The organism is Enterobacter sp. B79-1, assembly GCF_057444735.1.
This window is the reverse complement of sequence record NZ_JBYAZJ010000004.1, coordinates 42379-64009: the sequence shown is the minus strand read 5'-3', so window position 1 is coordinate 64009 and position 21631 is coordinate 42379. Positions and strand designations below refer to the sequence as shown.

At 52.9% G+C, this 21631-nt stretch carries 14 protein-coding genes, 1 tRNA gene and 1 pseudogene; 6 read left to right on the top strand and 10 right to left on the bottom strand.

Annotation, left to right across the window (positions count from 1 at the left end; translation table 11 throughout):
- Entirely contained in the window at positions 1-2439 is a 2439-nt protein-coding gene (gene pgaA / locus AC2T6E_RS13195; protein WP_458667581.1) for a poly-beta-1,6 N-acetyl-D-glucosamine export porin PgaA, read from the bottom strand.
- Between the two features lie 672 nt (positions 2440-3111).
- Between pgaA and AC2T6E_RS13190 the strand changes: the two genes are divergently transcribed.
- Positions 3112-3639, top strand: a complete 528-nt coding sequence (locus tag AC2T6E_RS13190) for a helix-turn-helix domain-containing protein (protein ID WP_174341586.1) — start codon at positions 3112-3114, stop codon at positions 3637-3639.
- 61 nt (positions 3640-3700) lie between these two features.
- On the opposite strand, the gene AC2T6E_RS13185 is transcribed toward AC2T6E_RS13190, so the two are convergent.
- On the bottom strand, positions 3701-6718 hold the full coding sequence (locus AC2T6E_RS13185) for an autotransporter outer membrane beta-barrel domain-containing protein (protein WP_320742412.1): 3018 nt from the start codon (positions 6716-6718) through the stop codon (positions 3701-3703).
- A 114-nt stretch (positions 6719-6832) separates the two neighbouring features.
- Positions 6833-7147: a lipoprotein gene (locus AC2T6E_RS13180; RefSeq protein WP_010435531.1), complete on the bottom strand. Its 315-nt coding sequence runs from the start codon at positions 7145-7147 to the stop codon at positions 6833-6835.
- Positions 7148-7322: 175 nt separating this feature from the next.
- Here AC2T6E_RS13180 and AC2T6E_RS13175 point away from each other — a divergent pair, with 175 nt between their 5' ends.
- From AC2T6E_RS13175 to AC2T6E_RS13165, 3 genes and pseudogenes are all read left to right on the top strand, one after another.
- A complete protein-coding gene (locus AC2T6E_RS13175; RefSeq protein ID WP_214605830.1) occupies positions 7323-7955 on the top strand; it encodes a response regulator transcription factor in 633 nt (210 codons plus the stop codon).
- Positions 7952-9730, top strand: coding sequence for a hybrid sensor histidine kinase/response regulator (locus AC2T6E_RS13170; protein ID WP_174341545.1), 1779 nt, complete (start codon positions 7952-7954; stop codon positions 9728-9730). Before AC2T6E_RS13175 ends, AC2T6E_RS13170 begins: the two co-directional genes overlap by 4 nt.
- A gap of 64 nt (positions 9731-9794) precedes the next feature.
- A pseudogene (locus tag AC2T6E_RS13165) lies at positions 9795-10085 on the top strand (GNAT family N-acetyltransferase); the annotation flags it as partial.
- A gap of 285 nt (positions 10086-10370) precedes the next feature.
- On the opposite strand, the gene AC2T6E_RS13160 reads toward AC2T6E_RS13165, so the two are convergent.
- The 5 genes from AC2T6E_RS13160 to AC2T6E_RS13140 form a co-directional block, all read right to left on the bottom strand.
- A complete protein-coding gene (locus tag AC2T6E_RS13160; RefSeq protein ID WP_447854442.1) occupies positions 10371-11441 on the bottom strand; it encodes a ParA family protein in 1071 nt (356 codons plus the stop codon).
- A gap of 430 nt (positions 11442-11871) precedes the next feature.
- Positions 11872-12339 carry a DUF6392 family protein gene (locus tag AC2T6E_RS13155; protein WP_447854443.1) on the bottom strand — a complete coding sequence of 156 codons (468 nt, stop codon included), beginning with the start codon at positions 12337-12339 and terminating at the stop codon, positions 11872-11874.
- Positions 12339-13991, bottom strand: a complete 1653-nt coding sequence (locus AC2T6E_RS13150) for an S-type pyocin domain-containing protein (protein WP_447854444.1) — start codon at positions 13989-13991, stop codon at positions 12339-12341. The genes AC2T6E_RS13155 and AC2T6E_RS13150 overlap by 1 nt, the downstream gene beginning before the upstream one ends.
- A 312-nt stretch (positions 13992-14303) precedes the next feature.
- A tRNA-Phe gene (locus AC2T6E_RS13145) sits at positions 14304-14379 on the bottom strand.
- Positions 14380-14474: 95 nt separating this feature from the next.
- A complete protein-coding gene (locus AC2T6E_RS13140; protein WP_108416254.1) occupies positions 14475-15188 on the bottom strand; it encodes a DUF554 domain-containing protein in 714 nt (237 codons plus the stop codon).
- Positions 15189-15369: 181 nt separating this feature from the next.
- Here AC2T6E_RS13140 and AC2T6E_RS13135 point away from each other — a divergent pair, with 181 nt between their 5' ends.
- Positions 15370-17505 (top strand): ornithine decarboxylase, encoded by a 2136-nt coding sequence (locus AC2T6E_RS13135; protein WP_447854445.1) that lies wholly within the window; start codon positions 15370-15372, stop codon positions 17503-17505.
- An 88-nt stretch (positions 17506-17593) separates the two neighbouring features.
- Here the strand turns inward: AC2T6E_RS13135 and AC2T6E_RS13130 are convergent, their stop codons facing one another.
- Together AC2T6E_RS13130 and AC2T6E_RS13125 are read right to left on the bottom strand one after the other, a co-directional pair.
- Positions 17594-18286, bottom strand: a complete 693-nt coding sequence (locus AC2T6E_RS13130) for a response regulator (RefSeq protein WP_108416530.1) — start codon at positions 18284-18286, stop codon at positions 17594-17596.
- Positions 18276-19913 (bottom strand): ATP-binding protein, encoded by a 1638-nt coding sequence (locus AC2T6E_RS13125; protein ID WP_120158649.1) that lies wholly within the window; start codon positions 19911-19913, stop codon positions 18276-18278. The genes AC2T6E_RS13130 and AC2T6E_RS13125 overlap by 11 nt, the downstream gene beginning before the upstream one ends.
- A gap of 345 nt (positions 19914-20258) precedes the next feature.
- On the opposite strand from AC2T6E_RS13125, the gene AC2T6E_RS13120 reads away from it, so the two are divergent.
- A complete protein-coding gene (locus AC2T6E_RS13120) occupies positions 20259-21620 on the top strand; it encodes a 2-hydroxycarboxylate transporter family protein (protein WP_023333366.1) in 1362 nt (453 codons plus the stop codon).
- Positions 21621-21631: the final 11 nt, after the last annotated feature.

Below are 21631 nucleotides of genomic sequence, written 5' to 3'. Positions count from 1 at the left end.
TTAAAAGCGTAAAGTCGCGTCAAACGTGACGGAGAGGTTGCTCTCGCGTTTGCCGTCGTAAGGGCGCTTATCCCAGTTCAGCATCACGCCGGTATCGATAACGTTGTTCCACTGAACGCGTTGCCCGTAACCCAGCAGGGCGATCGCGCCAGCGGACTGATTTTTCTGCCAGTAGCTGCCGCCTCCCGCCACGAACTGCTGGCTCCAGAGGGTGTCGTAATGGCGATACATCTCATGGTCAACGGCCAGGGCAGCCGTCACGGACAGATCCCGCGCCGGGTTGTAATAGAGCGTGTCCCGCAGGCTGTTTTTACTGGCGGCGATCCCCGGTTCGAGATCCAGCGTCAGGGACGGGGTCTGCCAGAGACGCTCCTTACCCGTGAGGGTGTATTCCTGGCGACGGTTACGATCGGAGAAGCGGCTGAGGGCGGCGCTGAACTGGTACTCACGCCGCTCGTTTTGGTACCAGCGCACTCCGCCTTCACCCCGGTTGGCGCTAATTCCATTGCGTAACGCCCGAAGGGGCGTGGTGCGTGACAGGCGCTCAAGGCTGCCGCTGACCTGCCAGCTATCGGTCGCAAAGTACGTCGTTGAGAGGCGAGCGCCCGGCTTGTTTTCACCGTGATAGCGGTTGCTGGAGAGTTCGGCTTCGAGCTGGAGGTCGCGTGGCCGCCATTCGACGCCGCCCAAAAGGTGACGGCTTGTGCCTTTGCCTTCTTCGAAATTACTCTGCGCATAGCGGGTGCCCGCAAACAGCCGCCAGTTATCCGCTACGGGTGGGCCATAGAGCGTGGCGTCCCAGTTCAGGTCGTGTGTACCGCTGACGGGGTTATCGGAGTGCAAGCCCTTGCCCGCGTTGAGGCGCAGTTCGGACATGTGGTGGACCGTTCGGAGCCTGTCGAGACGCCTGGCGCTGCGGTCGGCGGGCGCGCGAGCCAGCACGTCGTCGGCCAGTAAATCCATCTGTCGCCACTCCTGTAGGTCCATCGCAACGTAGGCCTGCTGTTGCTCTAGCTCTGTATTGGACGGCTCCAGCGCCTCCGTCGTTTTCAGCTTTTGCTCGGCCGCGCGCGGCAGGCCCCGCGCCTGAAGCAGGGTGGCGTAGTCAATCTGTAAACCCTGATTGCCCGGCGCCGTTGTCGCCAGACGGTGCGCCAGCGTTTCGGCTTCCGGCAGGGCATTCGTCGCCAGCAAATAGTTAAAACGGAGCGACTGACCGGTAAGCCACCTGTCGTTCGGCTGAGGGGTAGGGGAGCCGAAATCGTAACGGGTCCAGGGGACGTCGCGGGTCTGGCGCTCAACGTACTGGCGGGCGGCCTGGTACTCTCCCGTATCCAGCCAGGCGTAAAAAAGCGCGTGCTCCTCATCCTGCGGGTCGGAAGCATATTGCGGATAGCGTTGCAGAAGCGCGAAGGCGGCGGCCGCGTTTTTCTCCTGCAGATACGCGGAGATGACCCAGCCGATTGCCCAGCCCGGCACCGGATGCCGGGCTGCCGTAAGATCCTGATATTCGCTTATCACCTGTGGGTAATCAGCATGGGCGTACAGCGCGCCAAGCCTGTCGATACGCGCAAGGACGATGTCTTCCGCCGCCTGCGGCTCGTTTTGCCAGCGAGCAAGAAGGGCGTCGTAACGATTCAGCGCGGATTGCGCAAGCTGCAGGCGCTCCTTTTCTGTTCTGCCAGGCACATCGGCAAGGCGAACGCGTTCGGCGGCGGCACTACGCTCAAGACGTCGACGCTCCGCGGGAGACAGCGTCATGCTTTGTGAAAGCTGGAGCGCGGGGGTATTCACCCGGTTATCCGTAAGCGCGTCGATCAGCTCGCTGAGGAGCGCTTTATTCTCCGGTGCGATATTCAGCGCGCGCGTGTCTGCCAGAAGCCGATCCCAGCTTTTCCCCTGGCGTAACCAGACATAGGAGAGCGTCTGAAGATGCGCCTGAGAGGGATTTTCCGCCACCAGCCGTTGGGCTTCCTGTAGGGCAAGCGTATCCATGCGGGCATCGGCCAGGGTTTTTATATAGCCGATACGATAATCGTCGTTATCTGGCGCAAGGCTACGCGCCTCTTTCCAGAGCGCCAGGGCTGGCTGCCACGCTTTTTGATTTCGCCTGGATTGCGCGACGGCAGCAACGCCGCGGGCAGGCAGCGGCATATAAATGCCGTAACGCTGCCAGACCTGAATAACCTCGTCATCATGACCCGCCCAGGCTGCCACCTGTAACCAGTCCGCAACGTGTTCAGGTGTCAGGGCATGCTGCTGCTGGTAACGCTGAAGATAATCGAGAAACGGCGTGTAATTACCGTTACGCGCCTGTTGAATCTGTTGCTCATAAACGGATTCAGTCGCCTGAGCCAGAACAGGAAAGAGGAATAACAGGAACAATAATGTTGGGGTGCGATAAAAGAATAACGTATTGAAGCGAAGCGATCTTTCCATATCTATTTGCCATTTGTTTATCGTGAATCCATTGCATAACACGGCCGCCTTTAAACTCAGCGTTAAAGGCCATAAATGAGAACATTAAATCTAAATGCAGTGATGTTGTGGGATACTTACCTAAAGGTAATTATGGATCCTTATCTCAGGGGATTGGGTGAAAGCTAATGTACACCTGATATGTTGCCTGATAAATATGTTGAAAAGCGGGTTTATCGTTTTGAGATAATTCTGTATCGAGCGGTTTTTAACGTTTTTATTGAATTGATGGTTTATTTGTAACTTGTTGAAATTTATTTAATTTATTTTTATTGTAACAGCCGGTTATATATTTTTTATGCGGTTTTGCTGTGTCAATTAAAGTACTTTCTGGTACATATTTGGGAAGTTTCATGACAAAAATTCTTAATGTTTAGAGAAGTGACTTTTCTGCGATTGTTTTTTATTTATAATTAATGGCAGCCATTGAATGATAGTCTACAGGAAGTCTTTCTCATCAATGTCTGTATTGAGGGATATCTAAAGCCAGAATACATTTATCGTTAAAATAACAGCGCTATAAAACGAAGGCGGCCTTCTTTCTGAAGGATCGTTCTTGCTTTAATCTAAAAGGGATGGTTAGTGGCAACTTCAATAGTGTTAGTGACTCAGGATCGCTACCTTGTGAGGGGGATGCGGATTTTTTTTCCGGATATTATCCTGCTCGACAAGATTGACAGAAACATATTTGATAGCGGTGCAGATGAATATTCTGTGTTGATTGATAGTCGTGCTCCGCTCCGTTTATATGATTACCTGATACGCCATCCGGCCAGAACGAAAAAAACAATCTGCTGCGTTATGCTTGATATGCGACACCGCGAGGAGAATCTGCTCAGTATGAAGTTATTTATGAACACGTCGCTCACCGCGCCGGATATGGCCTCGCTGTTTAATCTGATTCTTAATATGAAGGGCAGACGCCTGACCACGAGGTGGCTACTGAATTTACGGCCTGGCACGCACGAAGCGATCATGTTGCGGTTGCTGAGGGCAGGGATGTCGATGGAAGCCATTGCCGAGGAGCTGAATACGTCGGTGAAAAGCCTCTATCGCAAACGAACGACGCTCTCGGAACGCCTGGGAGTGGAGAACTTCAACGAGGCGTGTTTGTTTATCTTTAAAAACAAACTGCTGGACGCAGGTGGGAACGATCCCTGAATTCCTGAGTGCCCAAAAGCAAGAACCCGCCACAAGGGCGGGTTCGTTTAATAGAAATAATTCAGAACGACCAGCGCAGATTCGCGTTAACCGAGTTGACGCGGGTATCCGCACCATATTGCCCCTGATAACCCACATCCAGCGTCGCCGCTCGCGACAGCTGTACGCTCACGCCGATATCACCTACCATCACGTCCTCATCCACGGCTTGACCCTGGGTAATGAACGTGTCGCTGCCCGCAAACGCCATGCGCGAAGAGGTGTTCTTATCGCCATAGGCGTGCTGCCAGCCCAACGAACCGTAGAGGTTAACGTTCTTCGGTAGCTCGGTCACACCGCGCACCCCGAGGGTGGAATAGAAGGTGTTCATCGTTTCGTTACGTACGCTCAGCGCGGCGGCACCGCCGTCTTCCCTGAAACTGTCGGTATGCAGTCGGACGTACGATAAATTGACGAACGGCTCAATATTCATATCAGGCTGGCCGAAACGGTAGCCTGCTTCGGTGAACGCCAGCAGCGAGTTGGCGTCGTAATCCGACTTCAGACGATCCGAGAAGCCGCTGAAATCAACAGTGCGCTCGCCTTCGATCTTGTGCCAGGTATAACCCAGCGCGCCGCGCAGGGAGAACGCATCCTGTTGACCCGCTGCATACAGGCCAAGATGGTAATTGTCGGTATCCGTTGAGGAACGACGGCTATCGACGTCGTAATCACCGCGGCTGTAGCCGAAGTAGCCACCGACACGCACGTTATGATCCGCCAGCTTGCGATCTGCCCCCAGCAGGAAGCCGGTGGTATTGCCATCCAGCTTGCCCACGTTATCGTCGCCGTTGTTTCGGCTCCATGAACTGAAGGTCTGACCCCAGACGCCGTTATTTTGCGGCTCCGGCTGCTGCACCAGCGACATCGATAACGATGGTATCGGCAGGCTGTCGTTATCAAACGCGCGCTGCATACGTTGGTTTAACACGTTAAACACCTGCGTGCTGCCCGCGATCAGGTTGGACTGCATTGACGGATAAACTTCACCGGACAGCTGGTTGAACGCTTCGCGCGCTTCCGGCGCGCTCAGCACCAGCAGCGAGTTGTACAGCGCCAGCGACGGGCCGCTTTGCGTCAGCGTGGAGAGCGCACCGGCGGTATTCCACTGGTTGCTGCTTTTGGCCACGGTCTGGAAAATGCCCGGCTTGCCGCTGCCCGGGTTTTCACCGCCAGGATTCTCACCGCCAGGATTCTCACCGCCCGGGTTTTCGCCTCCGGGGTTTTCACCGCCCGGGTTTTCACCGCCCGGATTTTCGCCTCCCGGATTCTCGCCGCCGGTCTCTTTCTGCGCGATGGTCAGATCGACGGCGTTGGTGCCCTGCTTGAGCGCCACGTCCAGGAAGGCAGATTTGGAGATCGCCCCCGCGAACTGACCGTCAATTCCCCCGTCGGAGGTTAAAATGCGATAGCTTTGACCCGTTTTGTAGCTGGTTTGCGGATCCAGCGCGGTGACCTGTACCTGAGCCTGATCGCTGATGGTGGTTTTACCCGATACCAGCAGCTGGTCGCTGCGACCATCTCCGGCAATATCAACATCATAGAAGGATTCGCCGATAAAGTTCAGATAGCGTTTCAGCGTCAACGTACCGATATTGCCGTCACCGGGCGAGATATGGCCGCCGGACAGGATCTCGGTCTGGCCCAGCGTGCCGTTCCCTCCCAGCGTGCCGCCGGCTTTGATTGACGCGGCGCTGCTGTAGCCCAGCCCGTTGCTAACGTCGGATCCCGCCGTCGCGTTGAGGATCAGCGTCCCGCCGTTCTCGGCGCTAAGGGTCTGAATATCAAAAATATCATCTTCTGGCTGGGTGTTGATATTGCTGGCAATAATGACTTTGCCACCGCGCGCGGTCACGTTCGCCTGCAGGGCTGAAAGATCGCCGTTTAGCGTTGTCTGCCCGGAGGTATTGATCACCTCACCTTCACCGCTCATCGTGTTGCTGAAGACGTAATTTCCGTCGGTATGGTTGAAGTAGACATAGCTGCCGAACAGCCCGCCGCGCAGGCTGATTGCCGTATTCGCATCGAGAGTACCCGCGCCGCCCGCTGTGCCAAGCGTTGGCTCAGTTAAACCCGTGCCGGTGTCCATATTGCCGCGGCTGCCGATGATGAGCGCACCCCGGTTCGAACCGGAACCCGAAGTCCCCACGATCAGCGTATTGCTACCAGCGGAAAATGAACCGCCGTCAATCACAGACAGCACGCCATTGCCATAATCGCCCACGCTCACGCTGCTGCCGCTGGTAAAGCGCGAGTCTTTGCCCGCAATAACCAGCTCGGCGGTTTTACCCGCCCCGGAGACGCCCGCCACCTGCACGCCGCCAACGTTAACCGTTCCGCCGTTCAGCACGTCCAGGTCGCCATAAAGCGTCAATGTACGGCCAACATTCCACTGTGAGCCGCTCCCCGTGACGGTGGCTTTCGGGCTCAGCGTGTCGGTTTCACCCGGTCCGGTACCGTTGCCAATGCGCGCATCGTAGGCAGTGCTGAGCGCCGCGCCGTCTTCAATCGCCAGCGTGGAGCGTGCCCCCAGATCGGTGCCTACGCTGAGAAAATTACTGGTCACGCGAGAACCCGCACCCGTGGCGATAAGGTGGCTGTCGTAGCCGCGGGTGGTGCCGACAACGATCTCCTTCGCGCTCGCCAGCGCGCCCTCTTCGACACGCAGGGTGCCGAGGCCAAGATTAAGGTCACCGCGCAGGACGTACCGATCGTTCACCGCGTTAAGCTCAGCGTTTGGCCCACGAACCGTGACCACGCTTTCATAAATTTGGCCGTCGAACAGTCGACCGATATTGATGTTATAGGCAGTGATTTTGCCATTATCGATCAGCAGGTTTCCGCGTTGATTACGTCCAACGTAAACATCTCCGGTGTAACCCAGCGTTTCGGTAATACGCGCGTCGCCATCAAAAATTGCATCGGCTGCACGTGCGAAATCGGCAGGTGAAAGCAGTAACAGCGGCGCGGAAAATAGAGCGAGGTAAAGTCTGGAAAGCGGCGTCTTAACCGCTAAAGCATGCGATGTAGAGTTATTCACGGGCTATCTCCGTACTCATTAGCGTGATGTCTGGAAAATCGTTTTTATGAAAACTCAGATACGTCAGAAAATATAAAAGGCGTTATTTATGTACGCCTTTTGATTTGAAGTTAATTATTTATGAGTGACGACAGGGGTACAGGTTGGCGCGCTGAGTGTCGGTGCGGATCCTAAAATCCCCGGCATCATCATTGATGAGCAATCGAAAATACGCCCTTTTTCCGTCGTGGCGCGATAAGACAGCTTTTGTCCACCCAGTGCGTCCGGCTGGGCGCCATTAACATTGGTCACGGTTATTTCATCCGATGAGCCCAGCCCCAGCATTTTAGCGGTCTCCGCCTGCAGGAGTGGAATAGCCTGATCGGTTTTCAGCGTGGAACAACCGGTTAGCATCAACGTAACGGTTAAAAAGACGAGAGGTTTTTTCATAAATTATCCTTGATATCCAATCAGTTAATTTCACTGATTGTATTTATGTTTTCATTTACTCAAATCAGCGAATAATATATTTCCCTTTCCTAATCGAAAAAACCCTCCTAAAGTAGGGTGGGTAGAAAATAATTCATCTGTACTCTCAGATATGCGAAGGTTAAAGGAGGACCCTTTGGGACAGAATTATGCGTTGGTCGTTGATGACCATCCATTGGTCGCTAGCGGCATTGCCAATTATCTGATTACACATTGCCAATTTAAGCAGGCGTATGTGGTGACGAATGAAGACGATTGCTACCGTCAAATTAGGGATAATGGCCCGCCACGTTTGCTGGTAATCGATTTTTGGCTCTCGTCCGGAACGGCGTTGAAATTACTCAAAGAAGTGAAACAACTTTACCCACAGATACGACTCCTGGTGGTCAGCGGGGATGACAATAATGATCTCTGGCGGAAAGTTCATGCCGCCGGGGGGCACGGTTTTGTATTGAAAAGCGAACCGCCTGAAATGTTCTCACAGGCCGTTTTCACACTCACTAATAATTTGACCTGGTTCCCTGATGGAAGCGAAATTTCCGTTCAGTCGAATAATGATAAGTTAAGTAAATTTAACTTAACGCCGCGGCAAATAGATGTGTTAAATATGATTATGCGTGGCCTGCCAAATAAAAGAATCGCCGCGCAGCTTTCAATTTCTGAGCCCACGGTCAAAGAACACATCAGCAATATATTGAAAAAGATAGGTGTTAACAGCAGGGTAGAGGCCATCACGCTTCTGCATGGCAAGCAGGAACCGTCGGAATGAGGTTTTTCCAGAGCTTACAGAACGAGGGTATCTCTCCTCCGGCGCAGATCCGTTTGCTAAACAACACCTTTCTGCGGCTGGTGTTTAGCTTTAGCGCAGTGCCCTTTGTCGGGATCCCTTTCGCCATCTGGATTTATATGCTTGGGGATGACCTTGGCCCAACGATTACCTGGATAACCATTTATCTGCTATGTGCAGTGGCGATACGAATATTGCATCGACGCTATCAGCGCGAAGCGAAAGACAATATTGAAAAGGACGTGCTGCGACGCTGGCTTCCGCGTATTAATAATATCGCCTTTATTCACGGGCTGGGCATTTCATCACTCTATTTAATTACCCCGCAGACGCAGAACTTTGACTTTTTCCTGCTCCTTAATATCAGCATCGCCGCTATCGTCGCCGCCAATGCGACACATCTGACGCCGGTCATCAGCACCTTTACGCGCTTTTTCTTCGCCTCCTGGGGGGTGCTGAACCTCGGCATTATCTGGCGGTTGGATGAGTTGATGTTCATCGTGCTCATGCTGAATCTGCTTTACGGTTTCGCGATTTACCGCCATGCATTAACGTCACACGCGTTCTTTATACAGCAAGCGCTTCTTGAGGAAAAAAGCTCGCGCCTGGCGGAACAGTTTCGTCAGGCCAAAGAGGACGCGGAGCAGGCTCTGCTGGATAAAAATCAGTTTCTGACAACCGCCAGCCACGATCTGCGCCAGCCCGTGCACGCCATGGGTTTTCTGATCGAAGCCATTCTCCACCGAAACCGGGACGATAGCCTGACGCCGCAACTCCTTGACCTGCAGCAGAGCGTTCGTTCGGTACATTTAATGCTTAACTCTCTGCTCGATCTCAGCAAAATTGAATCCGGGAATGTCCTTTCTGCCCCGACCAAAGTGGATATCGGTGCTCTGCTTGACTCGGTGATCACGCTGTTTCGCGAAGAGGCCAACAGCCGTGCCCTGCGGCTGTCTACCCGTCGACCCAAACGCCGCATCTACGTGACAGGCGATCCGCTGCTGGTGCGACAATCCCTGATTAACCTGATTCAAAACGCCCTTCGCTACACGCTACAGGGGGGCGTACTGGTCGCCATCCGACCACGCGGTGAGGAGTGTATGGTAGAGGTGTGGGATACGGGTGTCGGTATCGCCGATGACGAGAAAGGTAAAATCTTCTCACCTTACTATCGCCCTGAGCTGGCATGGAAGATAGACAGCGCCGGACACGGGCTGGGACTGGCCGTAGTGGCCCGTTGTGCCAAGCTGATGAAGGTGAAGTACGGGATGCAATCCATTGAGGGTAAAGGCTCACGCTTCTGGATGCGCTTCACTCAATATGCTGGCGAAGACATCACGCTGGACACTCCACCCGCCTGTGATAGCACCGCCACGCCGGTACGCTATGCACCGCTGCACGGTTCCTGCCTGGTCGTCGATGACGACCCGCTGGTGACGTCTGCCTGGGAGAGCCTGATGAGCGTATGGGGAATCAACGTGCGCTGCGCGGCCTCCGCTGAAGAAGCGTTCGCCATAATCGACGAGGGCTTTAAGCCGTTCGCCGTGCTGTGCGACCAGCGCCTGCGATCCGGCGAAAGCGGCTTCGACGTTCTTAAAGCGCTTTTTGAACGTCTGCCGGATATGAGCGGCGCGATAGTCAGCGGCGAATTTAATTCACCGGTTCTGCTGGAGGCAGAACAGGAAGGGTACCTGGTGCTGCGTAAGCCTCTGGAGCCCGCTAAATTGTATGCGCTGCTGACGCAGTGGTCGGGATGACGTGGATAAAAGGGCGTGTAGAAGTCTTGATTTGGTGCCCGGGATCGGGAACTTTCAGTTACTTACCAATTCCGGCCGCTTTCGTCGCAATATGTCCGATCCCATCCCTGTTGTGGTGCTGGGACGCCTGGCGGTAGATCAGTCGCTTCATGGGCTGGGCGTTGGTCGGGCGCTGTTACGCGACGCCGGGCTGCGGGTGATCCAGGTGGCGGAGACCATCGGCATCCGCGGAATGTTGGTTCATGCCCTGTCGGATGAAGCGCGGGAATTTTATCTGCGGGTGGGGTTTGAGCCATCACCGATGGACCCGATGATGTTGATGGTGACGCTGGGGGATTTGGTGAAGAGTATTTAGCAATTATATTTCTACCCTTCCGCTTTAACTAATGTACTTAGATAAAAATACTCGCGGAAGAGGGATGCTGTATCGGGGTGATGAAATACTGGAATATTTGTATTGACCTGCCCCAGAAAGCAAAAAACCAGCCCTAAGGCTGGTTTTTTTAAATAGTGGTGCCCGGACTCGGAATCGAACCAAGGATTCATTGCCACAACAACGAAATCACCGAATAACAGTAAGTTACCTTTACGCTTCGATTCCGAATGTACCACTGTTTTGTACCATCAATCAATAATTGCTTTAGATACAATTAGCGATCACATGGTCAGCTAGCCTGTCATGTTCAACATCCATTTTGTCCATGAGATCAATTTGGTTTGGTGCCCATTGACCACGAACTAAAACCTGTCTAGTTGGGCGCACACTTTGGAGATATTTAAGCGGTACGCTTTGAATAATGCTGTCTGGTGCCATGACGTTTAGGTCTTCTACTTTTGCTACAGGGTCTGAGGTAACAAAACTTGGCACTGCATTGTAAGAAGTTATGGTAGCCAAACTAGGAATTAATGCATTTTGGACTGCCGTGCTAATCACGTTTCTGTGTGCTAGGTCAGCACCTACCTCAGTTGCTACAGTTGCACCCTGTTTTTTTCTCATATCAAAACCATTGAACACCCATCCGGCAAATTTCGGCTGCCCTTTAGTCTGTAAAACGGCATCATGAACATTACCAGCAAGGTAACGTGCTACACCTTGTTGCCAATCAGTCGCAAATTTTGGAAGCATCTCGCCGATCAAACCGATGCAGTAGGCCGAAAACATATCTGCTGTGCATGGGACAATGAAGTAATCGGAGCAGTACAAAGCAGAGCGAACTAACGTATTGAATGAAGGTGGAAGATCAATCAATACGAAGTCGTAATCAACACCACTAGTTTGTGATGCTGCCTCTGAAATTAAATAGGGCATCAGGAAGCGATAAATGCTTGTACCAGCAATTAAGTCTGTACCGACATTGAGCGTGTCTGAAAGGTTGTTAAGCCAGAAGTCGCCCGCCACGATGTCTAAATGACCAGCCTGTCTAGGCATTGGGTGCTTGGGATGATTAATAATTACTTCTGGAGGTCTGTTCTGCTGAATGTAAGGTTGACCAAAAGCCCTAATGGTTTGACCAAAGGGCTTCTGAGCGTTAGTTTCTAAAAGCCTTGCGAAATTTGTATCGCCGAGCGTAGCAATTGAAAGGTTGCATTGAGGATCGAAATCGATCAGCAAAACGGATTTACCTTTGGCTGCTAAAGCAACGCTGAGGTTCCATGTAAGAGTTGTTTTACCTACTCCACCTTTGTTATTAAAAAGAGATAAAGTAACCATAACGTACTGTTGCCCCTGATTTTATCATTTAGGGGGTTACCTTAACATAAGCTCTTATCGGTGGCAGGGCATATCAAACGAATAACGCATTTCTCATATATAGATCACGTAAATTACCTTCAGAGAAAAAATAAGTAGCGGGTTTGCTCTCCAGGCGGGATGGCGATAACTATATGAAAAAACGTCAAATGTTTCGACCTCCTCTTTGACACTTGACTATTATCAAAGAGAAGGCAAATTCATTAACTGGTTAGATGATTACATCACCTTGCTAGTATAGTCCCAGTTCCTGATTTAATTGATGCATCTTAGCTTTGGCTTCATCGATTTGACTATCGGTTACGCCACGCTCCTTAAGGGCTGAGCGTATAGTCTCAATGTGAGGCTAAGGGGACCGGAAACGGCACCCAGAGAGGTGCCGCTATGACAATTACCAGCGAAGATCTGATGTTGGCAAAAATGTTACTGCTTCTACCATTTCTTCCATGTCATATCGTATCTGCATTGTGATAGGAATATGAAAATCCACAACGGTGAAACGTTCAACCCAGCCAATTTCCTGTTTCATAATAACTCTTGGGGGAATGCTATTTTCTGGTTCTCCGAAATTTTCATGTACCCATCGACGTGACATTTCAACTTGGAATGGCGTCGGCAATTCGTTAGGGAAATATCGGTCTCTGCCTTTCTTCAATATTTTAATAATAACTTGCGATAACGTTTTTTCTTGATTGTTTTTGAAAGAAAGAAAAATCCCTTCTTTTTTCATGTCGATAGACAAGAACTCATCACTTTGAGTTCCTTGAGGCCTTGTTTTGTAAGGTATTATTCCAGCATCGAATACAGCTTGATAACCTTTACCCAAGCTTCTAATCAATACTTCAACGTTTGCAGTCATTAGTATAACCCTTCATTTTTGTTAATTTCATGCATCTCTAAACGTTTTTCTTCTAACAGCTTGTCAGTTGCACCTAGCTCTTTTAATGATTCCTTTATTGTATCAAAGTCTTTATCAATAGCCGCTCGTAGATTATAGGAATCGGGACCTTTTTGACTCATGTTCCTTCCACCATAAGTTGCGCTTAGTTTCCTATGAACCTTCGCAGGAATAGCGATTGCAGCAACTCTATCTGACATCTGTTTTATGATTTGATCATCAAGGTCTGGGTATTCGCGTTTCAAATATAGAATAACAGCTTGCCTTGACGGCATATGGTCAACATGGTATTTCCCCTGTCGCGAGCGACCTTCGAAATCGCAATAGCGGGCTACTTCCAGCAGTTCCACAGGAGGCTTGCTGAGGTAGATGTAGATTGGCGGATGTACGTTGCCCGGAAACACCAGAATGTAATCCCGGAAGTCCTTTTCCTGTGGTGGTGGCGTGGTGGTGATGGTCACGCTCTGAATATCCGGGTGCTCAAGCCCCGGTATCGTGACGGTTCCTGCCTGTGGGCTGTTATTCCCTGTGTTCCAGCCAGCTTGTGAACCCGGCGTGTTTGCTGGTGTCCATGTGATTAGCGGCTTATCGCTTCGTTCGTCTCCCCAGAATTCATAACTGCCGTCGCTCTGTTTCTCAAGCATTCGGACCCTGACCTGATCACGTCCACTGGCTGCACTTGTGTGATAGCCAACCGCTTTCAGCTTTCCACTTTCCTCGTCTGTCACCCAATTATAGCGAACACGGGTTGGAACGGTTCCCTTGCTGTGGGCCACGTCTGCCAACTTCTCCGGCGTGAGTAGATCACTCTTCTCACCCTTTAGCTGTGACTGAATGATGGCTCCCATGACTACGAAGGGCAGATTCATCGCCAGCTTACCGTTCCAGATCTCAGGCCCGGAAAGGTGCTTTATCGAGTGTGTTAACGCTTTGGCGGCGTCCTGACTGGCTTTAGCCGTTGCCCCCCCGGCAGAGGCAGCCATCCCGGCTTCGGCGGACCCTGCGACTAGAGGCATAGCTTCCGCTTCACCAAAGAAAAAGCCTGTGACTTTATCGAAGAGTGATTTCTTCGGTGGCTCTGGTGGCTGTGCATTTTTCTTCTTCTTTGCGGCCTGTGCGTGTTGTTCTGGCTCAGGGTCTGGCTGAGTGGGTTGTGACTGATAGAAACTCATTTCGCCGATGTTGCTTTGTGGCTCTTCTGACTCCCCGGCATCGGTATTACCAGTACCACGCAGGACAGACTTTGCAAACACCGGGACAGCGGCTATAGCGGCGGCAGCTATTTTGTTCATGGGCCATTCCGCTGCCCGCTTGCGATGCTCCTCAAAAGGATCGCTCGGACTATCTTCCACCCAAATCGTCGTACTGCCCAGCACCTGATTGTTTTTGCAGTTGCAAAGTACCTGATCGCCCGTGGCTACGCAGGGCTTGTTTTCAGCAAAGTAATACGCAGTGCCATTGATCTGAAATGGCCCGTTGCAGATATCTTTTGGGCACCATGCCATATCGCCATTCAGGGCAATATTCCGGCCTTCAATAATCGTCGAAGAAGCTGAAATCACCTCTCCGCCGCTTGTGGTCTTGTCTCCAAGCCTTACCAGTGCTCTGGTCATAATCCCTCATGAATCATATTGATATCGCGAGCATAATACCCAAGACATGACTAAAGCTAAATCAATCAGGGTGAAAAATGTTCGGTTTGATATAGGGGGCACTATTGACGGCTGGGAAGTGGAGTCAGGGCTGGTGTATTGGTGATTTGAAGTCTGACAGACAAGGCTACAGTGGTCAGAGGGGGGACTTAGAAGAAATGTTTAGGCCGGATGAAAGAGGTAAAGCAGCGACATTAGCGGTCAAAACGACCAGAAATCTACCGGAACCCCAGAAAGCAAAAAACCAGCCCTAAGGCTGGTTTCTTTAAATAGTGGTGCCCGGACTCGGAATCGAACCAAGGACACGGGGATTTTCAATCCCCTGCTCTACCGACTGAGCTATCCGGGCAACGGGGCGCATTAAACCCGATCTGCCCTCTGCCGTCAACGAAAAATGTTGTTTTCGTTACAGACTGCGCAATCTCTCACCATTTCGCCGCACTCTTAAGCGAAAAAGTGCGTCCAGAGCGCGGAGAGCGGCATGGCGAGCAGCAACGCGGGCAGCATGTTCACCACGGCAAACATCTTGATTCCGCAGATACGCAACCCTGTCGCCAGCAGCAGCAGGCCGCCAACCGCGGTGAAGTCCGCCATCATCGCAGGTGTCGTCAGGGGCAGGATCAGCGTGGCGCAGGTGGCAAGCGCCAGCTGGATCAGCAGCATCGGTACGCAAATCGCGGCTACGGCAATGCCGAGCGTGGTGGCAAAAATAGTGGCCGTAAAGAAATCAAGAAACGCCTTCGCAATCAATATGCTTGGGTCACCCGTCATCCCTTCCTGCATGGAACCGAAAATCCCGGTGCCGCTGGCGCAAAACAGAATAATTATCGCGACATAGTTTTGAATAAACGACTCATGGGTGCCGTGTTTCGCCTTGCCCGGGCGGGCGATCAGGTTTTTGGCTTTGCCTACCGCATTATTGATGCCTTTTTCCAGGTAGCAAAATTCACCAATGAGCGCGCCGAGCAGGGTCGCGAGCACCATGACGGGCAGGTTGGCGCATTTGATCACCAAAAGGATGCCGATGCCTAACGAGGCCAGGCCAAATATGGAGGGCATCGAGGTGCGAATACGTTCCGGCAACCGCTGGCTTAACACTGCGCCGAGTACGCCGCCTAACAATACGGCACCGGCGTTGATAAAGGGTCCAATTACCACCGTTAACTCCTGTTACTTAATCATTGGTATTGCATGATTATGACACGACAACGCTGCATCACGCTTAGCTTTGCAAGGCTAAGTGCATACTGATTCCTTCTTGCGCCTAAAAATAAAAGGTGACATTATTGCGCGAATTTTCTCCTCCCTGTCTCACCGCCCGGTGAGGGTAACTGCGCCTATGAAAACCATGAAAATTGCCGTCAGCCGCGAGCTGGTCTCTACTGTGTCTACTCACCGGGAAATGGTGACGCTGGATAACACTGATTTTACCGATGTGGCGGCAGTGGTCATTACGGTCGCTGAAAGCTGTAGCGGCATCCTTGCGCTGCTGAAACGTACGGGCTTTCAGCTTCCGGTATTTATGTTCTCGCAGGAGCAGACGAATGTTCCTGAAGGTGTCACTGCTGTAATAGCAGGAAAAGCGCAGGAGTTCCTGGAACTGGAGTCTGCCGCCTGCCGTTACGAAGAGGATCTGCTGCCGCCTTTCTTCGACACCCTGAGCCAGTATGTTGCGATGGGCAACAGCACTTTTGCTTGCCCCGGGCATCAGCACGGCGCGTTTTTCAAAAAGCATCCCGCCGGGCGGCAGTTTTATGACTTCTTCGGTGAGAACGTGTTTCGCGCCGATATGTGCAACGCCGACGTAAAGCTGGGTGATTTGCTGATTCACGAAGGTTCCGCCAAGCACGCGCAAAAGTTCGCGGCAAAAGTCTTCAATGCCGATAAAACCTACTTCGTGCTGAACGGCACCTCAGCCGCGAATAAGGTTGTTACCAACGCGCTGCTGACCCGCGGCGATCTGGTGCTGTTCGACCGTAACAACCATAAATCGAATCATCACGGCGCGCTGATTCAGGCAGGGGCCACGCCGGTCTACCTTGAAGCGGCACGTAACCCATTTGGTTTTATCGGCGGGATTGACGAGCACTGCTTCGACGATGCGTATCTGCGAAATCAGATCCGTGACGTTGCCCCGGACAAGGCCGATGCGCCTCGCCCGTTCCGTCTGGCCATCATTCAACTGGGCACCTACGACGGGACGATCTACAACGCCCGTCAGGTGATCGATAAGATCGGCCACCTTTGCGACTACATCCTCTTTGACTCTGCCTGGGTAGGTTACGAACAATTTATCCCGATGATGGCGGAAACGTCCCCGCTGTTGCTGGAACTGAACGAGAACGATCCGGGGATTTTCGTGACCCAGTCGGTGCATAAGCAGCAGGCCGGGTTCTCACAAACGTCGCAGATCCATAAAAAGGATAACCACATTCGCGGTCAGGCACGTTTCTGCCCGCACAAGCGGCTGAACAATGCCTTTATGCTACATGCCTCAACCAGCCCGTTTTATCCGCTGTTCGCGGCGCTGGACGTGAACGCCAAGATCCACGAAGGTGAAAGCGGACGCAGGCTGTGGGCGGAGTGCGTCGAACTGGGCATTGAAGCGCGCAAGGCGATCGTCGCCAACTGCCATATGATTAAACCCTTTATCCCACCGGTGGTGGCGGGGCGTCCGTGGCAGGATCATGCGACACACACCATCGCCAGCGAGCGTCGCTTCTTCAGCTTTGAGCCAGGCGCGAACTGGCACGGTTTTGACGGCTACGCCCGTGACCAGTATTTTGTTGACCCGTGCAAGCTGCTGCTGACCACGCCGGGTATCGATGCGGAAACCGGTAACTACACCGCGTTTGGTATCCCGGCGACGATTCTGGCGCACTACCTGCGTGAGAACGGCATCGTGCCGGAGAAGTGCGATCTCAACTCAATCCTGTTCCTGCTGACCCCTGCCGAAAGCAGCGAGAAGCTGGCGCAGCTGGTGGCGATGCTGGGACAGTTTGAACAGCACATTGAAGACGATACGCCGCTGGCCGACGTTCTGCCGACCATCTACCAGAAATATCCCGTTCGCTACCGTGATTACACGATCCGCCAGCTGTGCCAGGAGATGCACGATCTCTACGTCAGCTTTAACGTGAAAGATCTGCAAAAGGCGATGTTCCGCCGGGAAAGCTTCCCCGACGTCGTGGTGAACCCTCAGGATGCCAACCAGGAGTACATTCGCGGGAACGTGGAGCTGGTGCGTATTCGTGATGCCGGAGGACGCATTGCCGCTGAGGGCGCGCTGCCGTATCCGCCAGGGGTGCTGTGCGTGGTGCCGGGTGAAGTCTGGGGCGGGGCGGTACAGCGCTATTTTCTGGCGCTGGAGGAGGGCATCAATATGCTGCCGGGCTTCTCGCCGGAGCTGCAGGGTGTGTACAGCGAGAAGGATGCCGACGGGATTAAGCGGTTGTATGGGTATGTTTTAAAGTAGACCCTCTCTCGAACGTAGGCCGGGTAAGCGTTAGCGCCACCCGGCGATGTGCCCGGTGGCGCAAGCTTACCGGGCCTACAATACTGCATCAGGCTTCTGCGCGGCGGTACATCCTCCTCGGATGCCCAATCTTCCCGTACAGCATCTCTACGCTGAGAAACCCCGCCTCCACGCAGTGTTCCAGATAGCGCCGGGTGGTGGTCTTACTCAAACCCGTTTCGCTCACCACTTCATCCACGGAAAAGCAGTGCGTTGCTTTGGCGTTAAAAAGTGTTTGTACCAGCGCCAGCGTATTCTCTTCAATTCCTTTGCTGCCGTTGTCCTGACGGTAATTTTTTGCCTGCAATTGATAGAGGGAATCCACGTTCTGCTGGTCGACAATCTTCCAGACCCGCTGCTGCTCGGCAAACTGCACAAAGCGCTCCAGCGACTGGCTGAGCCGCTTCCAGGACACCGGTTTGAGGATGTAGTCAAACGCGCCGTTGCGGATGGCCTGGCTGCAGGTGTCCATGTCACTGGCGGCAGTGATGAAAATCACTGAGCAGTTGGCGCGGGCCAGCATGGGGTTGCTGATAAGCGTGATGCCCTTGCCGTCCGGCAGGTAGTTATCCAGCAACATCAGCTGAGGCTGCTTGCTCTCAAGCTGCGTCTGCGCGTCAGCCAGTGAAGAGGCAATCCCGACCAGCCTCAAACGCGGATGTTTACCGATCAGCTCCGCATGCAATTGCGCCAGTTCGTTCTCGTCTTCAACAATCAGTACGTCGATAAGTTCATGTTGCATAATCATTATCTTCCAGTTCTTGTGCGGGACGCCGGGCAGCTCCCGTGGCGGGAATAAACAGTGAGAAAATGGCACCGCGCGGCGTGTTATCAGCAACTTCGATGGCGCCGCCCGCCTGCGTGACGTAGCTTTCAATCAGATACAGGCCAATACCGTGATCGCCGCGCGTTTTGGTGGTAATGCCGCGTTCAAATATTTGTTCACGGATCTCCGGTTTGATGCCAATACCCTGGTCGGCGACTTCGATGATGAGTTCCTGCTCGCTCAGTTTTATCAGCACTTCAACCGGCGCATGCGGAAGCGGTGCGCGCTGCGTCGCTTCAATCGCGTTATCCAGCAAGTTCCCGATAATCGAGATGAGTTCCGATTCAAGCAGCGGCAGGAAAGGTTTATCCATCCGGCAGGCGGGGTCGAAACTCAGCTCCACGCCTTTCTCCCGCGCACGCGCGGCCTTGCCTAACAGCAGGCCGCAGAGCGTCGGGGAGCTAAAGCGCGACGAGATAAAGTCCAGCAGCTCCTGTGCGTGCTCTGACTGCGCCTGAATATAGCCAATCGCCTCTTCATAGCGGCCCATGTGCAGCAGGCCGGAAAGGGTGGTCATCCGGTTGAGCTGCTCGTGGCGCATGATGCGCAGGTTATCAACGTAGCGTTTAACCTGGCTGAGCTGGGCGCTGAGCGTGTCGATCTCATTGCGATCGCGGAAGGTGATCACCCAGCCCTGCAGCGAGTTTTCCAGCATGATCCTTACCCGGCTGGCAATGACCGTAAGATCGTTAAAGCGGCAGATTTCATCATGGGTGTCTTTCGCCAGCATGGTATGCGTATTGAAGAACGGAACAGGATCGATCACCTGGCTAATCAGTTGTCCGCGCAGCTCGCGGGCGGGCTGGCTTAAGCCTAATAACTTGCGTGCCGCCTGGTTGATCACTTCGATGCGCAGATCGTCATCGATAGCGATGACCCCTTCATAGATGGATTCCATCATCGCCTTCTGCTGGCGTACCAGCAGGCCAATTTCGCGTGGCTCCAGCGAGAAGATCTGCTTCTTTATACTGCGGGTGAAAAACCAGGAGAAGATAAACAGGGCGATCAGCAGCAGCACGGCGGCAATCAGAATGTTAACCACTTTATTGACGGTGATGGTATCCAGATAGCTGGTGAGATAGCCCACCGAGACAATCCCCACGACGTGCCCCGCATCGTTAAAAATCGGCGCTTTACTGCGAAGTGAAATACCTAAGCCGCCCTTGCGGATAGTGGTCGTGCTTTTACCCTGCAGAACCTCGTCGTTATCGCCGCCGACCAGCGTTTTTCCCACCCGGTCAGCAAACACCGAATGAAACAAATGCAGCCCTTTATTATCGCCAATCACAATAAAACTGGCGTCGCTGTGGGCCGCTATTTTCTGCATAAAGTCGCTGATGCCATTGATATCTTTCTGTTCGACTTCTTTTCGCAAAGTAGGAATAAGCGCAATTTCTTCGGCCTGTATTTTTGCACGTGCGCTCATTTCCTGATAAAGCTGCCTTCCAACGTCGACGTAATAATATCCACCCAGTAGCGCAAACAGTACCGAGAAAAAAGCGACCAGCGAAATAAACAGCTTGATCTGAAATGACACTTTCATAACTATCACGCCGGGTATCAACAAGGCAGGCTAATATATCATCTTTTCTCGTGGTGACGCCTGCTTTGCAGAAAACTTGTGATCCCTTGCACAGCAGCGCCTGTAAAAGATTTATCCGATACGCCAGGCGTCTTAAGGCTAAATTAATAAATGTTATTTATCTGTTCATTTAAGAAAAGAAACCATTAAAACCACGGAAATAAATAAGGTGTAAATCACATTAAATAAAAGAAACCATTAAAACCATAGCTGCCATTAAAACTTCGCTTTTAATATGCCATTCCTCACATAAAGTAAGCCTTTGTGACTCTAAGCTGAACGCACAAAATAACCAAGGGGCTTATTATGAGCACAACTGACGATTCTTTCTCTGTTACCCACGACCCGATTGAAATTCAGCGACCTTCGCTCAAAGAGCGCTGGTGGCATATTATGGATACCTGGAAAATTGGGATTATTCCTCTGCCGCTGTTCGTTCTGGCGGGCGCGCTGATTGCCATTGATTGCCTGGGCGGAAAACTGCCGAGCGATATCGTGGTGATGGTTGCCACGCTGGCCTTCTTCGGCTTTGCCTGCGGCGAGTTTGGCAAACGCCTGCCGATTGTCGGCAAGCTCGGCGCGGCGGCGATCTGCGCTACCTTTATCCCTTCCGCGCTGGTCTATTACGGCCTGCTGCCGGATGTGGTGGTCGAGTCCACCACTAAGTTCTACAAATCCACCAACATTCTCTATCTCTATATCTGCTGCATTATCGTCGGCAGCATCATGAGCATGAACCGCACGGTGCTGATTCAGGGCTTCCTGCGCATCTTCTTCCCGATGCTATGCGGCGAAATCGTTGGCATGCTGGTGGGGATGGGCGTTGGTCTGGCGCTGGGTCTTGAGCCGTTCCAGATCTTCTTCTTTATCATTCTGCCGATTATGGCGGGCGGCGTCGGGGAAGGGGCAATTCCGCTTTCCATCGGCTATGCCACCCTGCTGCACATGGACCAGGGCGTGGCGCTCGGTCGCGTGCTGCCGATGGTCATGCTCGGCGGCCTGACGGCAATCATCATCTCCGGCTGCCTGAACCAGCTCGGTAAACGTTACCCGCACCTGACCGGTGAAGGCCAGCTGATGCCTAACCGCGCGAATGCCGATGCCACCGTCTCTCAGCCTGCATTTTCCGGCAAAGCGGACGTCACCACTATCGCCTCCGGTGCGCTGCTGGCGGTGCTGCTCTACATGCTGGGCATGCTGGGACACAAGCTGATTGGTCTGCCTGCCCCGGTCGGCATGCTGTTTATGGCGGTGCTGGTGAAGCTCTGCAACGGTGCCTCTCCGCGCCTGCTGGAAGGCTCGCAGGTGGTGTACAAATTCTTCCAGACCTCCGTGACCTACCCAATCCTCTTTGCCGTCGGCGTGGCCATCACCCCGTGGCATGAACTGGTGGCGGCGTTCACCGTCAGCAACCTGCTGGTGATCGTCAGCACCGTTTCCGCACTGGTGGCAACCGGCTTCTTCGTCGGCAAAAAGATTGGCATGCACCCGATTGATGTCGCCATCGTCTCCTGCTGCCAGAGCGGGCAGGGCGGTACCGGCGACGTGGCGATCCTGACCGCAGGCAACCGCATGAGCCTGATGCCGTTCGCCCAGATTGCTACCCGTATCGGCGGGGCGATTAACGTCTCTATCTCACTGCTGATTCTGGGCAACTTCCTCGTTTAAGTTTTCAGGAA

Coding starts and splice junctions, on each gene's coding strand:
- AC2T6E_RS13120 (WP_023333366.1), top strand. CDS start 20,259: ATGAGCACAACTGACGATTCTTTCTCTGTTACCCACGACCCGATTGAA.
- AC2T6E_RS13170 (WP_174341545.1), top strand. CDS start 7,952: ATGAGGTTTTTCCAGAGCTTACAGAACGAGGGTATCTCTCCTCCGGCG.
- AC2T6E_RS13130 (WP_108416530.1), bottom strand. CDS start 18,286: ATGCAACATGAACTTATCGACGTACTGATTGTTGAAGACGAGAACGAA.
- AC2T6E_RS13180 (WP_010435531.1), bottom strand. CDS start 7,147: ATGAAAAAACCTCTCGTCTTTTTAACCGTTACGTTGATGCTAACCGGT.
- AC2T6E_RS13125 (WP_120158649.1), bottom strand. CDS start 19,913: ATGAAAGTGTCATTTCAGATCAAGCTGTTTATTTCGCTGGTCGCTTTT.
- AC2T6E_RS13160 (WP_447854442.1), bottom strand. CDS start 11,441: ATGGTTACTTTATCTCTTTTTAATAACAAAGGTGGAGTAGGTAAAACA.
- AC2T6E_RS13155 (WP_447854443.1), bottom strand. CDS start 12,339: ATGACTGCAAACGTTGAAGTATTGATTAGAAGCTTGGGTAAAGGTTAT.
- pgaA (WP_458667581.1), bottom strand. CDS start 2,439: ATGGAAAGATCGCTTCGCTTCAATACGTTATTCTTTTATCGCACCCCA.
- AC2T6E_RS13135 (WP_447854445.1), top strand. CDS start 15,370: ATGAAAACCATGAAAATTGCCGTCAGCCGCGAGCTGGTCTCTACTGTG.
- AC2T6E_RS13150 (WP_447854444.1), bottom strand. CDS start 13,991: ATGACCAGAGCACTGGTAAGGCTTGGAGACAAGACCACAAGCGGCGGA.
- AC2T6E_RS13190 (WP_174341586.1), top strand. CDS start 3,112: ATGCGGATTTTTTTTCCGGATATTATCCTGCTCGACAAGATTGACAGA.